General features: G+C 71.8%; 12 protein-coding genes. 7 read left to right on the top strand and 5 right to left on the bottom strand.

The genetic code is table 11. The annotated features are described in order from the left end of the window. Positions 1 to 82: 82 nt before the first annotated feature. From AC1PMG_RS04410 to AC1PMG_RS04400, 3 genes are all read left to right on the top strand, one after another. The gene (locus AC1PMG_RS04410) at positions 83 to 1,483 is read left to right on the top strand and encodes an amidohydrolase (RefSeq protein ID WP_267101865.1); all 1,401 of its coding nucleotides are present in this window, start codon (positions 83 to 85) and stop codon (positions 1,481 to 1,483) included. Next, positions 1,480 to 2,769: an amidohydrolase family protein gene (locus AC1PMG_RS04405; RefSeq protein ID WP_481110790.1), complete on the top strand. Its 1,290-nt coding sequence runs from the start codon at positions 1,480 to 1,482 to the stop codon at positions 2,767 to 2,769. The genes AC1PMG_RS04410 and AC1PMG_RS04405 overlap by 4 nt, the downstream gene beginning before the upstream one ends. 178 nt (positions 2,770 to 2,947) lie before the next feature. Next, positions 2,948 to 4,552 carry a rhamnogalacturonan lyase B N-terminal domain-containing protein gene (locus AC1PMG_RS04400; protein ID WP_481110789.1) on the top strand — a complete coding sequence of 535 codons (1,605 nt, stop codon included), beginning with the start codon at positions 2,948 to 2,950 and terminating at the stop codon, positions 4,550 to 4,552. Between the two features lie 207 nt (positions 4,553 to 4,759). Here AC1PMG_RS04400 and AC1PMG_RS04395 read toward each other — a convergent pair whose 3' ends face one another. Then, on the bottom strand, positions 4,760 to 5,593 hold the full coding sequence (locus AC1PMG_RS04395; RefSeq protein WP_481110788.1) for a GH12 family glycosyl hydrolase domain-containing protein: 834 nt from the start codon (positions 5,591 to 5,593) through the stop codon (positions 4,760 to 4,762). A gap of 317 nt (positions 5,594 to 5,910) precedes the next feature. Here AC1PMG_RS04395 and AC1PMG_RS04390 point away from each other — a divergent pair, with 317 nt between their 5' ends. From AC1PMG_RS04390 to AC1PMG_RS04380, 3 genes are all read left to right on the top strand, one after another. Continuing rightward, a complete protein-coding gene (locus tag AC1PMG_RS04390; protein ID WP_481110787.1) occupies positions 5,911 to 6,540 on the top strand; it encodes a DsbA family protein in 630 nt (209 codons plus the stop codon). A 47-nt stretch (positions 6,541 to 6,587) separates the two neighbouring features. Further along, positions 6,588 to 7,529 (top strand): DegV family protein, encoded by a 942-nt coding sequence (locus AC1PMG_RS04385; protein WP_481110786.1) that lies wholly within the window; start codon positions 6,588 to 6,590, stop codon positions 7,527 to 7,529. 81 nt (positions 7,530 to 7,610) lie between these two features. Then, on the top strand, positions 7,611 to 7,949 hold the full coding sequence (locus tag AC1PMG_RS04380) for a hypothetical protein (protein WP_017913202.1): 339 nt from the start codon (positions 7,611 to 7,613) through the stop codon (positions 7,947 to 7,949). Positions 7,950 to 8,003: 54 nt separating this feature from the next. On the opposite strand, the gene AC1PMG_RS04375 is transcribed toward AC1PMG_RS04380, so the two are convergent. Together AC1PMG_RS04375 and AC1PMG_RS04370 are read right to left on the bottom strand one after the other, a co-directional pair. Continuing rightward, a complete protein-coding gene (locus AC1PMG_RS04375) occupies positions 8,004 to 8,915 on the bottom strand; it encodes a DMT family transporter (RefSeq protein ID WP_481110785.1) in 912 nt (303 codons plus the stop codon). Continuing rightward, positions 8,912 to 9,703 (bottom strand): PhzF family phenazine biosynthesis protein, encoded by a 792-nt coding sequence (locus tag AC1PMG_RS04370; RefSeq protein ID WP_481110784.1) that lies wholly within the window; start codon positions 9,701 to 9,703, stop codon positions 8,912 to 8,914. The genes AC1PMG_RS04375 and AC1PMG_RS04370 overlap by 4 nt, the downstream gene beginning before the upstream one ends. A 106-nt stretch (positions 9,704 to 9,809) precedes the next feature. Between AC1PMG_RS04370 and AC1PMG_RS04365 the strand changes: the two genes are divergently transcribed. Next, complete coding sequence (locus AC1PMG_RS04365; RefSeq protein WP_481110783.1) at positions 9,810 to 11,219, top strand: aminotransferase-like domain-containing protein; 1,410 nt, start codon at positions 9,810 to 9,812, stop codon at positions 11,217 to 11,219. 228 nt (positions 11,220 to 11,447) lie between these two features. On the opposite strand, the gene AC1PMG_RS04360 is transcribed toward AC1PMG_RS04365, so the two are convergent. Then, positions 11,448 to 11,576, bottom strand: coding sequence for a hypothetical protein (locus AC1PMG_RS04360; protein WP_342072921.1), 129 nt, complete (start codon positions 11,574 to 11,576; stop codon positions 11,448 to 11,450). A gap of 329 nt (positions 11,577 to 11,905) precedes the next feature. Next, positions 11,906 to 12,736, bottom strand: a complete 831-nt coding sequence (gene fghA, locus AC1PMG_RS04355; RefSeq protein ID WP_481110782.1) for an S-formylglutathione hydrolase — start codon at positions 12,734 to 12,736, stop codon at positions 11,906 to 11,908. Positions 12,737 to 12,818 lie beyond the last annotated feature (82 nt).

Raw genomic sequence — 12,818 nt, 5'->3', positions numbered from 1 at the left:
CCCGCACTTGGCAAGCGCGCCGGCTCGGGCTAGCGTGCGGGCACGGCCGCAAGGGCCGGGTTCATCTTCCGGGGAAAATTCGATGCGTCATCTGTTGCTCGCCTGCCTGGGCGTGGCGTTGTGCGGCCCGGCCGCCGCGGCCTCGCGTTTCGTCGACGATCCCTATCCCAGCACCTATCGCGCGCTGGCGTCGGTGCCGGTGCTGATCGAACACGCCACCGTGCTCACCGGCACCGGCGAGCGCCTGGACGATGCCGACGTGCTGCTGCAGGACGGCCGCGTGCAGGCGGTCGGCCGCGCGCTGGCCGCGCCGGCCAACGCCACCCGCATCGACGGCCACGGCAAGTGGGTCACGCCCGGCATCATCGACGTGCACTCGCACCTGGGCGTCTACCCCAGCCCGGGCGTCAGCGCGCACAGCGACGGCAACGAAGCGACCGCACCGGTGACCCCGAACGTGTGGGCCGAGCATTCGATCTGGCCGCAGGATCCCGGCTTCGGCACCGCGCTGGCCGGCGGCGTCACCGCGCTGCAGGTGCTGCCCGGCTCGGCCAACCTGGTCGGCGGCCGCGGCGTCACCCTGAAGAACGTGCCGGCCACCACCTACCAGGCGATGAAGTTCCCGGGCGCGCCGTGGGGCCTGAAGATGGCCTGCGGCGAGAACCCCAAGCGGGTCTACGGCGAGAAGGGCGGCCCGTCCACGCGCATGGGCAACGTCGCCGGCTACCGCGCCGCCTTCATCGACGCCAGCGAATACCTGCGCAAGAACGCGCCGAAGCAGAAGAGCCCGCCCAAGCGCCACTGGTGGAGCCGCGGCGCCGGCGACAACGACAGCAGCGGCGACAGCGGCGGCAAGCGCGACCTCAAGCTGGACACCCTGGCCGGCGCGATCAACGGCGACATCCGCGTGCATATCCACTGCTACCGCGCCGACGAGATGACCACCATGCTCGACCTGGCCAAGGAGTTCGGCTTCAAGATCGCCGCGTTCCACCATGGCGTGGAGGCCTACAAGATCGCCGACCGCCTGGCCCAGGAGAATGTCTGCGGCGCGCTGTGGGCGGACTGGTGGGGCTTCAAGATGGAAGCCTTCGACGGCATCCAGGAGAACATCGCCCTGGTCGACCGCCCCGCCAACGGCTGCGCGATCGTGCACTCGGACTCGGAGGAAGGCATCCAGCGGCTCAACCAGGAAGCGGCCAAGGCGATGGCCGCCGGCCGCCGCGCCGGCATGGACATCCCGCCCGAACGCGCGATCCGCTGGCTGACCAGCAACCCGGCCAAGGCGCTGGGCATCGACAGGCAGACCGGGTCGCTGGAGCCGGGCAAGATGGCCGACGTGGTGCTGTGGAACGGCAACCCCTTCAGCTCCTACGCCCTGGCCGACAAGGTCTACATCGACGGCGCGCAGGTCTACGACCGCGCCGACCGCCGCCTGCAACCCACCTCCGATTTCATGCTCGGCCAGGAGGCTGCCCGATGAGCCGCGTCCTACCCTCGCCCCACCGCCTGGCGCAGCGCCTGGCCCTGGCCGCCTGTCTGCTGTTGGGCAGCGCGCCCGGGTTCGCCCAGGACGTGCTGATCCGCGGCGCCACCGTGCACACCGCCAGCGCCCGCGGCACCCTCGCCAATGCCGACGTGCTGGTCCAGGGCGGCGTGATCCGCGCGGTCGGCCCCGGCCTGAGCGCGCCGGCCGGCGTCGCCGTGGTCGAGGCCAAGGGCCGGCCGCTGACCCCGGCGCTGTTCGGCGGCATCACCGAGATCGGCATCGAGGAGGTGTCCGGCGAGGCCTCCACCGTCGACAGCACGCTGACCCTGCCGCACGACCAGCCGATGCGCCCGGAGTTCGACGTGACCCTGGCCTACAACCCCGCGTCGGTGCTGATCCCGGTCGCACGGGTGGAAGGCATCGGCTTCACCGCGCTCGGCGCCAACACCGGCGGCGCCTTCGTCGCCGGCCAGGGCGCGGTGATGCGCCTGGACGGCGGCGCCGACCCGATCGGCCAGCGCGCGCTGTACCTGCACCTGGGCAGCGATGCGCTGGAACTGAGCGGCAAGTCGCGCGCGGCGCAGTGGATGCTGCTCGACCAACTGGTGGCCGAAGCGCGCGGGCGCATGCCCGCCGATTCGCCGCATGCGCTGCTGACCCCGGCCGGACGCGCGGTGCTGGCGCGCTACCTCGCCGGCCAGGGCCGCATCGTGGTGACGGTGAACCGCGCGGCCGACATCCGCCAACTGCTGCGCTGGGCACGTCGCGAGAAGGTGCGCATCGCCATCGCCGGCGGCGACGAGGCCTGGAAGCTGGCGCCGGAACTGGCCAAGGCGCAGGTACCGGTGTTCGTCAATGCGCTGGACGACCTGCCGGCCAGCTTCGACCAGATCGGCGCCACCCTGGAGAACGCCGCGCGCCTCAACGCCGCCGGCGTGGCGGTGAGCTTCACCCAGGGCGGCGACGGTGCGCACAACGCGCGCAAGCAGCGGCAACTGGCCGGCAATGCGGTCGCGCACGGGCTGCCGTGGGACGCCGCCCTGGCCGGCCTGACCCGGGTCCCGGCCGAGGCCTTCGGCGTGGGCGACCGCCTGGGCAGCATCGCCCCCGGCAAGCTCGCCGACCTGGTGCTGTGGGAAGGCGACCCGCTGGACGTGGCGCACTACGCCGAGCAGGTCTGGCTGGGCGGCCGCGCCATCCCAATGCGCTCGCGGCAGACCGAACTGCGCGACCGCTACATGCAGCAGAACGGCGCACTGCCGAAGGCGTACACCCACTAGCCTCGCCGAGGAAGCGGAGACGGCAGCGTGCAGACGCTGCCGTCTCCCCGGCGGCAACGCCTTCCTCGCGCTCGACCGCGCGCGGCTGAGCGCCGCCCGACCGGCGCGCGCCGGCGACATCCGGCACCGCGCCCACGCGCAGTAGGCTGTGCGCCTTCTTGCCCTTGCGCGCACCGCCATGCCCCGCCTGCCTCGCCTGCTGCTGTGCCTGTTCGCGCTGACCAGTGCAGCGCCCGCATGGGCCGACGCCAGCCGCTTCGGCGTCGCCAGGGTCGGCGAGCGCTTCGTCGTGGACAGCGGCGCCGATCTGCAGTTCAGCGTGGATGCCCGCACCGGCGACGTGGTCTCCCTGCGCTACCGCGGCATCGAACTGGAGAGCCCGGAAGCCAAGCACACGCAGATCGCCTCGGGCCTGGGCAGCGCCCGCGTCGCCGTGCGCACCGTCGGCGACACCATCGTGGTCTCGGCCAGCACCGGCGACCTGGTGCAGTACTACATGGCGCGCAAGGGCCGCGACGCGCTCTACCTGGCCACCTACGCGCCGACCCTGCTGCCGGTCGGCGAACTGCGCTTCATCGCCCGGCTCGACGCGGCGAAGTTGCCCGACGCCGAACGCGAGCCGGATTCCAACGTCGGCACCGCGATCGAGGGCAAGGACGTGTTCCTGCTGCCGGACGGCCGCACCAGTTCCAAGTTCTACTCGGCACGGCGCGCGATCGACGACACCGTGCATGGCGTCAGCGGCTCCGGCCTCGCGGTGCGCATGTGGATGGGCGATCGCGAACACAGCGCGGGCGGACCGTTCTTCAAGGACATCGCCACGCAGCGGACCGCGCGCACCCACGAGCTGTACAACTACATGTTCTCCAACCACACCCAGACCGAACCCTACCGCGGCGGCCTGCATGGGGTGTACGTGCTGCAGTTCAGCGGCGGCGGCGCGGAAGCGCAGGTGCCGCCGGATCTGTGCTTCGTCGACGCGTCGCTGGGTCTGCAGGGCTTCCTGGGCACGGCGCAGCGCGGCGCGGTGGCTGGCCAGGTCTCCGGCATCACGACGGGGCAGCCGGCGGTGGTTGCCCTGCGCAACGCGCAGGCGCAGTACTGGGCCAGGGCCGACGCACACGGTCACTTCCACATCGCCGGCATCCGCCCCGGCGCGTACCGCATCGCGCTGTACCAGAACGAGCTGGAGGTGGCCCACGACACCGTGCAGATCGCAGCCGCGGCCACCACCGAGGCCGACCTGCACGCCGTCCCGCTGCCCGGCCAGGTGATCTGGCAGATCGGCGATCCCGATGGCACGCCGGCCGGCTTCCGCAACGCCGCGTTGCTGGCGAGCGCGCATCCCTCCGACCGGCGCATGGCGCCATGGGGGCCGCTGACCTATCGCGTGGGCCGCGACAGTCTCGACGCGTTCCCGGCGGCGCAATGGCGCGGCGTCAACACGCCCACGCGCATCGCCTTCGTGCTCTCGCCGGAACAGGTCCACGCCTACCGCCTGCGGCTGTTCGTCGCCCTGACCCAGGCCGGCGGCCGCCCGCAGCTGCGGGTGAACGATCGCTGGAGCGGGCCGGTGCCGCCGCGCCCGGAGCAGCCGGACAGCCGCGGCATCACCCGCGGCACCTACCGCGGCAACAACACCGTCTATCTGGTCGACATTCCCGCCAGCGCGCTGCAGGCCGGCCTCAACACACTGGACATCGACGTCGCCTCGGGCTCGCCGGACAACGGCTTCCTCGGCCCGGGCATCGTCTTCGACAGCGTGCAATTGCTCGCGCCGTGAGGCGGCACCGTGGGGTGCTGGAAAGGCGCCGCTTGCCTGCGCACGCCGGCACCAGGCTGGAACGCGCCGGCAACGATGCCAAGGACGTGCGCCACAGCGTGCTACCTAGCGAGTCCGATGCATTTCTGCCGAGCGCCCGTGCCGCCTGGAAAACGCGGCACGGTGCACGGCGCCGCCGCCCTGAGCCCGGCGGTGTCCGCGGCGGCTTCAGTTGGCGCCGATATTGGCCTGGATCCAGGCCCAGCCGTTGCCGCGCACCACCTCGAAGCCGGCCTCGACCACGTGCAGGTACATCGCGTTGCTGAAGCGTCCGTCCTGCGCACGATGGGTGTGCAGCCAGCTCAGGAACGGCTTGATGTCGATGTTGAGATTGCCGTTGCTGGGCAGGGTCGGCTGGCCGGCGGTGTTGTGCGGGATGAAGGTGTAGACGTAGTAGCCGGCGGCGCTGTTCATGCCTTCCCACAGATCGAAGGTGTAGCCGCCGGCGCTGATGACGTTGCTGGCGGTGAGCGTGCCGATCGGGTACGAGTTGTGGCCGCCCCAGATCATCACTTCGGCCTGCGGGATCGCGCTGGAGGACACCGTGCTGTCCCAGCGGAAGAACAGGTCGTAGGCGAAGTCGCCGGCCAGGTTACTGCCGCCGGACGAGTAGGCGAAGGTCGCCGGCAGGGACCGCAGCGCCGAAACCTGCCGCGGGAAGGTGCGGTCGGCAGTGGGATTGAAGCCGTAGTGCGAACCGCGCAGGATCGCCGGATAGCCGTACAGGCTGGCATTGGGGAAATTGAAGGTCACGGTCATGCTCGGCGTGCTGCCGCTGTGGAAGGTGCCCTGGATGACGTTGTTGGGGTCGTTGAAATTGTTCACCCAGGCGTACTGGTTGCCGTACACCTGGTACGGACCGGCCAGCGCCATCGGCGCGATGGCGAGCAGCGCGGTGGCGAACAGCGCGCGCAGCGGCCGCGCCCAGCCGCGCGGCGACCTGACGACCGTGGCGGGAAGGCGCGGCGAAGCAGCGGCGAAAACGGAAGCGGAAGCGTGCATGGCGGTCTCTCCTGAGCGTGCAGGGGCAGCGAAGCTGCTGCCGCGGCGGACGCTAGCAAGGCGCGCGTGCCGCGAGCTATGACAAGACCCGCGCATGCCATGCGCCAGCGCAATAGCGCTACCGCGATCCAGGCCACGGCCGCGCCGCGCTTCACAGATATCGCGTGCCAGCGAGATTTCCGCCACGGCATCGTCTACGCATTGCGGCCGCCCGGGCGAACGGGCGGCAGCGACATCTCGCACTGCAGCATGCGATGGACGCAGTCGCAGCGCGCGCGACGCCGCGATAAGCTGATGGGTCATGACGGAGAAGCACGATGACGTTGCGCTGGTATTTCGATTTCATCTCGCCGTTTTCCTATCTGCACTGGCAGCAGGTGAAAGCGCTTCCGGAGTTCTCGCGGATCCAGCCGGTGCCGATCGTGTTCGGCGCGGTGCTGGCGCAGCTGCAGACGCGCGGGCCGGCCGAGGTGCCGCACAAGCGCGAGTTCACCTATCGCTTCGTGCAGTGGCAGGCGCAGCAGCAAGGCGTGCCGCTGCGCTTCCCGCCGGCACATCCGTTCAACCCGCTGACCGCGCTGCGCCTGTGCATCGCCGCCGGCACCACGCCGCAGGCCATCGATGCGCTCTTCGACTGGCTGTGGCGCGACGGCCACGCCGGCGACGACGCCGCGGCCCTGGCGCCGGTCGGCCAGGCACTGGGGATCGCCGACGTGGCCGCGACCACCGCCGATGCGCAGGTCAAGGCACAACTGCGCGCCAACACCGAGCAGGCGCTGGCGGCCGGCGTGTTCGGCGTGCCGACCCTGCAGATCGACGACACCCTGCTGTGGGGCAACGACGCGCACCCGCTGATGCGGGCGGTGCTGGCCGACCCGCAGCTGCTGCAGCGCGGCGAGATGGCGCGCCTGAGTGCGCTGCCGGTCGCGGTGCAGCGCAACGCCTGAGCGGTCGCCATGTCCATCGGTCTCCCCAATCACTGGAGCTTCAGCGGATGCGCATCGGCATCGTCGTAGATTCCGCCTGCGATCTGCCGCAGGACTACATCGCCCAGCACGACCTGGTGGTGTTGCCGATCAGCGTGCGCCTCGGCGGCACCGTGCTCGCCGATCGCCGCGACGAAGCGGCGACGCTGGAGTTCCTGCACGCACAGGTCAGCGCGCACGGCGCCGAAGCCGAGACCGTGCCCTACAGCGTGGCGCAGATCCGCGAGCTGTTCCTGAGCCGGCTGGTCATCGACTACGACCACGTGTTCTGCCTGACCATCGCCAAGACCCGCAGCCCGATCCACGAGCACGCGCAGCAGGCCGGCTTCGCCATCCTCAACGACTACAAGCCGATCCGTCAGGCTGCAGGCCATGCCTCGCCGTTCGCGCTGCGCGTGATCGACACCGGCAACCTGTTCGCCGCACAGGCGGTGATTGCCGTCGAGGCGGTGCGCTTGCGTGCCGACGGCGCCGGCGTGCAGGCCATCCGCGAGCGGCTGGAGACGCTGGCCGAGCACACCCATGGCTACATGATCGCGCGCGACCTGTACTACCTGCGCAGCCGCGCGCGCAGCAAGGGCGACCGCAGCGTCGGCCTGCTCAGCGCCGCGCTGGGCTCGGCCCTGGACATCAAGCCGGTGCTGCACTGCCACCGTGGCGAGACCGCGCCGGTGGCCAAGCTCAAGGGCTTCGACCACGCCGTGCAGACCCTGTTCGGGCTGGCCGCCAAACGCGTGGCCGCCGGGCTGATGACGCCCACGCTGTGCCTGAGCTATGGCGGCGAGCTGGCGGAACTGCGCGCCCTGCCCGGCTACGCGGCGCTGCGCCAGGCCTGCGACAGCCACGGCGTGGCGCTGCTGGAGAGCGTGATGAGCCTGACCGGCATGGTCAATGTCGGCAAGGGCGCGCTGGTGCTCGGCTTCGCCGGCGAGGCGCTGCGCTTCGGCTGATCGCCCGCTGGCCGCGTCGACGGCGGGTCGCCGCCGGCTCTGCTAGGCTGCGCCGCTTCGTACCGCCCACAAGAGATGCCCATGGCCGTCACCTACTCGATCAGCCTGCCCGATCCCGCCCGTGCCCGCGGCAGCAACCCGTCGCTGAGCTTCTCCGCGCACGGCGCCGACGCCTTCGCCGAACAGCTGCAGGCCGCCCTGAGCGATCCGGCCTGGTTCGAGCGCTGGCGCGCCATGCAGCCGGAGCCGGACGAGGTCGATCCGGCCCTGGGCGTGACCGATCCGGCAGCACGGGTGACCGGCCGCCAGGACGATCTGCGCATCGACCTGTCCGCGACCACCAGCATCCCCGGCGACATCCTCAAGCAGCGCCTGCGCCTGCTCGCCGGCAGCGGCTGGGAACTGCGCGACGTGCGCTGAGCCGAACGGCACGGCCGCCGCGCTGCGGTGGCCGAGACGCCCTGCGGTGCCGCGCTAGGACGCGGCCACCGCCCGGCGCGGCCAGGACCAGCGCAGATTGACCGCCAGCGTCCCCAGCACGATCAGCGCCAGGCCCAGCCACTGCACCGGCACCAGCCGGTGGCCGTACAGCAGGTAGTCCAGCAGCAGCGTCACCAGCGGGTAGACGAAGGCGACCACCGCGATCGCCGCCACGTGCAGGTGCCGGTAGGCGCTGTAGAACAGCACGTACACCACGCCGCTGTGGATCACCCCCAGGCCGACCAGCCAGAACCAGTGGCGGCCGGGGTGCAGCGCGGCGCTGCTGGAGAAGCCCGCCAGCATCGCCGCACCGACCCAGCACTGCACGGTCACCACCGCCAGCGGCCGCTCGCGGCTGATCCGCCGCGACATCAGCAACGACGCGCCGCACAGCAGCGCGCCCAGCAGGGTCAGCGCGATCCCGGCCAGGTAGCCGCGGTCGGCGCTGGACCACAGCCGCAGCGGGTCCGCCGAACAGGCCACGCCGACGAAGGCCAGCACTGTCCAGCCCAGGTCGGAACGGCGGCTGCGCTCGCCCTGCAGCAACGCCGCCAGGATCAGCATGACGAACGGGAACACGTGGTAGACCATGGTCGCCACGCCGATCGACGAACGCGCCATGCCGGCGAACAGCGCCACCCAGTTGAGCACCAGCAGCACGCCGCTGAGCGCGGCGTCGCGCAGCAGCGCGCGCTCGCGCCACAGGCCGCGCAACTGCCCGCCGAGCAGGCCGCACACGGTCAGGAACAGCGCGCCGAACAGGCAGCGGTAGAACACCGCGGTCACCGGATCCTGGCCGCTCTCGTGCACGAACACTCCGACCGAGCCGATCAGCACCTCGGCCAGCAACAGCTGCCACAAGGCACGCCGCGCCGTGCCCGCCGACGTCGCAGGTACGGCGCTCATAGCGCGATGCTCCCCTGCAGGTACTGCACCGCCGCGCCGCGCACCTGCACGTGGTCCGGCAGCACCCGGCACTCCAGTTCGCCGCCACGCGCCGAGGCCTGCCACGCGCGCAGGTCCTGCTTGCCCAGCCGCTGCGCCCACAGCGGCGCCAGCGCGGCATGGATCGAGCCGGTCACCGGATCCTCGGCACCGCCGTTGGCCGGCCAGAAATAGCGCGACACGAAATCGTGCTCGCGGCCGGGCGCGGTGACCGCGACATCGCGCGGCGCCAACGCCAGCATCCGTGCCAGGTCCGGCACCACCGCGCGCACCTGGGCTTCGTCCGCGTACACGGCGATGTAGGCCTGATCGTTGCGGTATGCCGCCTGCGGCGCGATCGACAGCGCCTGCGCGAGTGCCTGCGGCACCGTCGCCAACGCGGTCGGCGCCTGGTTCGGAAAGCGCAGGACGAAGCGCCCGTCGGCCTCGCGATCCACCGCCAGTTCGCCGACCGCCGCGGCGCGGAACCGCAACGGCAGCGGCGCCAGGCCCTGGGTGGCGACGACGAAGGCGCTGGCGAGGGTGGCATGGCCGCAGAACCCCACTTCGCGCAGCGGCGAGAACCAGCGGATCGCGAACGCGCCATCGGCTTCGGGCACGAAGAACGCCGTCTCCGACAGATTGTTCTCGCTGGCGATGGCCTGCATCAGCGCGTCCGGCAGCCACGCCTGCAGCGGCACCACCGCGGCCGGGTTGCCGCGGAACCGCACCGTGGTGAACGCATCGACGATGAACAGCGGCAGTTGCACGCGCAGCCTCGGGAGCGGGAAAGGACGCGGCCAGTGTGCGCCCGGCTGGGCGACCAGCACAGAGTCAGATACGCTGCAAATCGACCGATACAGATGAGGCCTGCGCATGCGCCTGTACGAAACCCTCGCCAGCCAACTGCGCGACCAGATCGCCCAGGGCACGCTGCGTGCCGGCGAGCGCCTGCCGTCGATCCGGCAACTGGCCGCCGGCCACGGCATCAGCGCCGCCACCGCGGTGCAGGCCTGCCTGCAGCTGGAACGCGAAGGCCGGGTGCAGGCCCGCCCGCGCTCGGGCTACTTCGTGCGCGCCGCGGCGACGCCGCTGCCGACCGGCACCGGCCCCTCCCGGCGGCGCGCCCCAGGCACAGTCGCCAATCCCGCGCTGCAAGGCGTGCTGGACATGCTCGCGCGCTCGGACCTGGTGCCGCTGCACACCGCCACGCCGGCCGCGCCGCTGCTGCCCGGTGCGCACCTGGCCAGTGCGCTGGCGCGGCAACTGCGTCGCCAGCGCAGCGCCGCGCTCGACTACGCGCCGCCGCAGGGCCACGCCGCGCTGCGTCGCCAGATCGCGCAGCGCTACGCGCACTGCGCCACCACCGTCGCCGCCGACGAGGTGGTGGTGACCGCCGGCGCGATGGAGGCGATCAGCCTGGCGCTGCGCACGCTCACCGCGCCCGGCGACGTGGTGCTGGTCGAGACCCCGACCTACCACGGCATCCTGCAGGCGGTGGCGGCGCTGCGCCTGAAGGTGCTGGAAGTGCCCAATCGCCCGGGTCAGGGTATCGACGCCGCGCGCCTGGACGCGCTGCTGCAGCGCACGCCGGCGCGCGCCGCGGTGCTGGTGCCGAACTTCAACAATCCGCTCGGCAGCCTCACCCCGGACGCGGCCAAGCGCGCGCTGCTGGACAGCTGCGCGCGCCACGGCACGGTGTTGATCGAGGACGACATCTACGGCGAACTCGACTGGTCGGGGCAGCGCCCACGGCCGCTGCGCCATTTCGACACGCACGGCAACGTGATCACCTGCGGCGCCTTCTCCAAGGTGCTGGCGCCCGGCCTGCGCGTGGGCTGGCTGCTCGGCGGCGCCTGGACCGACGCGCTGGTGCGCGCCAAGTACTTCTCCACCATCGGCGGCGCCAGCTTGCCGCAACTGGCCCTGGCCGACTACCTGGAGCGGCACGACCTGGAACGCCACCTGCGCAAGCTGCGCCGCACCCTGGCCGACAACGGCCAGCGCCTGCGCGAGGCGGTGCTGCGGCACTGGCCGGCCGACACCCGCATCGGCGACCCGGCCGGCGGCCTGTCGCTGTGGCTGCAACTGGCCGACGCCGGCAGCGGCCAGGCGCTGTTCGAAGCCGCCCTCGCCGAGGGCATCGGCACCTCGCCCGGGCACCTGTTCTCCAGCCGCGGCGACTACGCCGACCACCTGCGGCTGAGCTGCGGGCAGCCGTGGAGCGAGACGCTGGAAGAGGCAATGCGGCGGCTGGGCAAACTAGCAGCGCGACTGCCGCGCTAGCGCCGCGGCCAGCGCCGCACCGCGGTCCCGATGCGAAGTTCGCCACCAGCGTTTGCTCGCACCGCGCCTGCAAGGCGCCCTGCGCCGCCTCCGAGCGAAGCCATGCATCCAACCCCACATGTGCGCCGACCGGTCGCGGCGATCGCCCCCGCAGTGCGACGCGACCGCAGTGGCCGCGCCCCATGAAACGGCGTGACCGCGATCGACGTCAGCCAGGAACGACGTGCGCTACGGCGTTGCCGCGCCGATCGCCAACGCCACGCAGGCGCCGACCAGGGTGCAGGCGAGCATCGCCACGGGGCTGAGCGGGCTGCGCCAACGCTGCCAGGGCAGCAGCAGGATGCGACGGCAAGACATGGCGCGGCTCCGATCCAGGGACGTGGCGAGGGCGAACCCTGCGGAATCTAGCCAGCGCCGGTCTCAGCAGGCGCGAACGCGATCGCACAACCGCATGTCGGGCGCTGCGGCGCCCCTGTTTGTTTACGAGACCGGCCACGCCGCGGCCGCGGCGGTCACCGGGCTGTCATGTGTGGGCTCGGCGAGCCTCGCATGCATCGCGCGCCTGTGGCCGCCCTGCCACCGCGCGGAACGGCCACGGACGACAAGGCGGGAACGCTGCGACCGGCACCGCAGCGCGCGGCCCCCTGCCCGGCGGGCCGCGTCGCGCGGCCGCCGGTGGAGCGCGCTCAGCCCTGCAGGGCGCGCGCGTGGAAGGCGATGTGCTCGCCGATGAAGCTGCCAATGAAGTAGTAGCTGTGGTCGTAGCCGGGCTGCACGCGCAGGGTCAGCGGATAGCCGGCGGCTTCGGCGGCGGCCTGCAGCAACTGCGGGCGCAACTGCTTCTCGAGGAACTCGTCGCCGCCGCCCTGGTCGATCAGCAGCGGCAGACGCTCGCTGGCACTGCCGATCAGCACGCTGGCGTCGTAGGCCTGCCATTGCGTGCGGTCCTCGCCCAGGTAGGCGGTGAACGCCTTCTCGCCCCACGGCACCTGGGTCGGCGCCACGATCGGCGAGAACGCCGACACGCTGCGGTAGCGGCCCGGATTCTTCAGCGCGATCACCAGGGCACCGTGGCCGCCCATCGAATGCCCGCTGATCGCACGCCGGCCGTTGTGCGGGAACTGCGCCTCGATCAGCGCAGGCAGTTCCTGCACCACGTAGTCGTACATGCGGTAGTGCGCGTCCCACGGCGCCTGGGTGGCGTTGACGTAGAAGCCGGCGCCCTTGCCCAGGTCGTAGCCCTCGGCGTCGGCGACGTGCTCGCCGCGCGGGCTGGTGTCCGGCGCGACCAGGATCACGCCATGCTCGGCCGCATAGCGCTGCGCGCCGGCCTTGGTGATGAAGTTCTGCTCGGTGCAGGTCAGGCCGCTGAGCCAGTACAGCACCGGCAGCTTAGTGTGCTCGGCCTGCGGCGGCAGGTACACGGCCACCTGCATGGGGCAGCCGAGCACAGCCGAGTCGTGGCGATAGACGTCCTGCCAGCCGCCGCAGCAGGCGTGGTGTTCGATACGTTCCATGGGCAGTTCCGGGAAGAGGGCCTGCGGCCGCGACCGGCCGCAGGCGGGGTGCCGCGACGCGTCGACCGGCGACGCGCGCGGC

The sequence above is a fragment of the Xanthomonas sp. NCPPB 2250 genome (assembly GCF_056725265.1).
This window is presented reverse-complemented; position numbering and strand designations above follow the sequence as displayed.

Excerpts from the sequence above, each read along its gene's own strand:
- AC1PMG_RS04380 (WP_017913202.1), top strand. The coding sequence starts at position 7,611 with ATGGCCGTCACCTACTCGATCAGCCTGCCCGATCCCGCCCGTGCCCGC.
- fghA (WP_481110782.1), bottom strand. The coding sequence starts at position 12,736 with ATGGAACGTATCGAACACCACGCCTGCTGCGGCGGCTGGCAGGACGTC.
- AC1PMG_RS04395 (WP_481110788.1), bottom strand. The coding sequence starts at position 5,593 with ATGCACGCTTCCGCTTCCGTTTTCGCCGCTGCTTCGCCGCGCCTTCCC.
- AC1PMG_RS04410 (WP_267101865.1), top strand. The coding sequence starts at position 83 with ATGCGTCATCTGTTGCTCGCCTGCCTGGGCGTGGCGTTGTGCGGCCCG.
- AC1PMG_RS04375 (WP_481110785.1), bottom strand. The coding sequence starts at position 8,915 with ATGAGCGCCGTACCTGCGACGTCGGCGGGCACGGCGCGGCGTGCCTTG.
- AC1PMG_RS04365 (WP_481110783.1), top strand. The coding sequence starts at position 9,810 with ATGCGCCTGTACGAAACCCTCGCCAGCCAACTGCGCGACCAGATCGCC.
- AC1PMG_RS04360 (WP_342072921.1), bottom strand. The coding sequence starts at position 11,576 with ATGTCTTGCCGTCGCATCCTGCTGCTGCCCTGGCAGCGTTGGCGCAGC.
- AC1PMG_RS04390 (WP_481110787.1), top strand. The coding sequence starts at position 5,911 with ATGACGTTGCGCTGGTATTTCGATTTCATCTCGCCGTTTTCCTATCTG.
- AC1PMG_RS04405 (WP_481110790.1), top strand. The coding sequence starts at position 1,480 with ATGAGCCGCGTCCTACCCTCGCCCCACCGCCTGGCGCAGCGCCTGGCC.
- AC1PMG_RS04385 (WP_481110786.1), top strand. The coding sequence starts at position 6,588 with ATGCGCATCGGCATCGTCGTAGATTCCGCCTGCGATCTGCCGCAGGAC.
- AC1PMG_RS04400 (WP_481110789.1), top strand. The coding sequence starts at position 2,948 with ATGCCCCGCCTGCCTCGCCTGCTGCTGTGCCTGTTCGCGCTGACCAGT.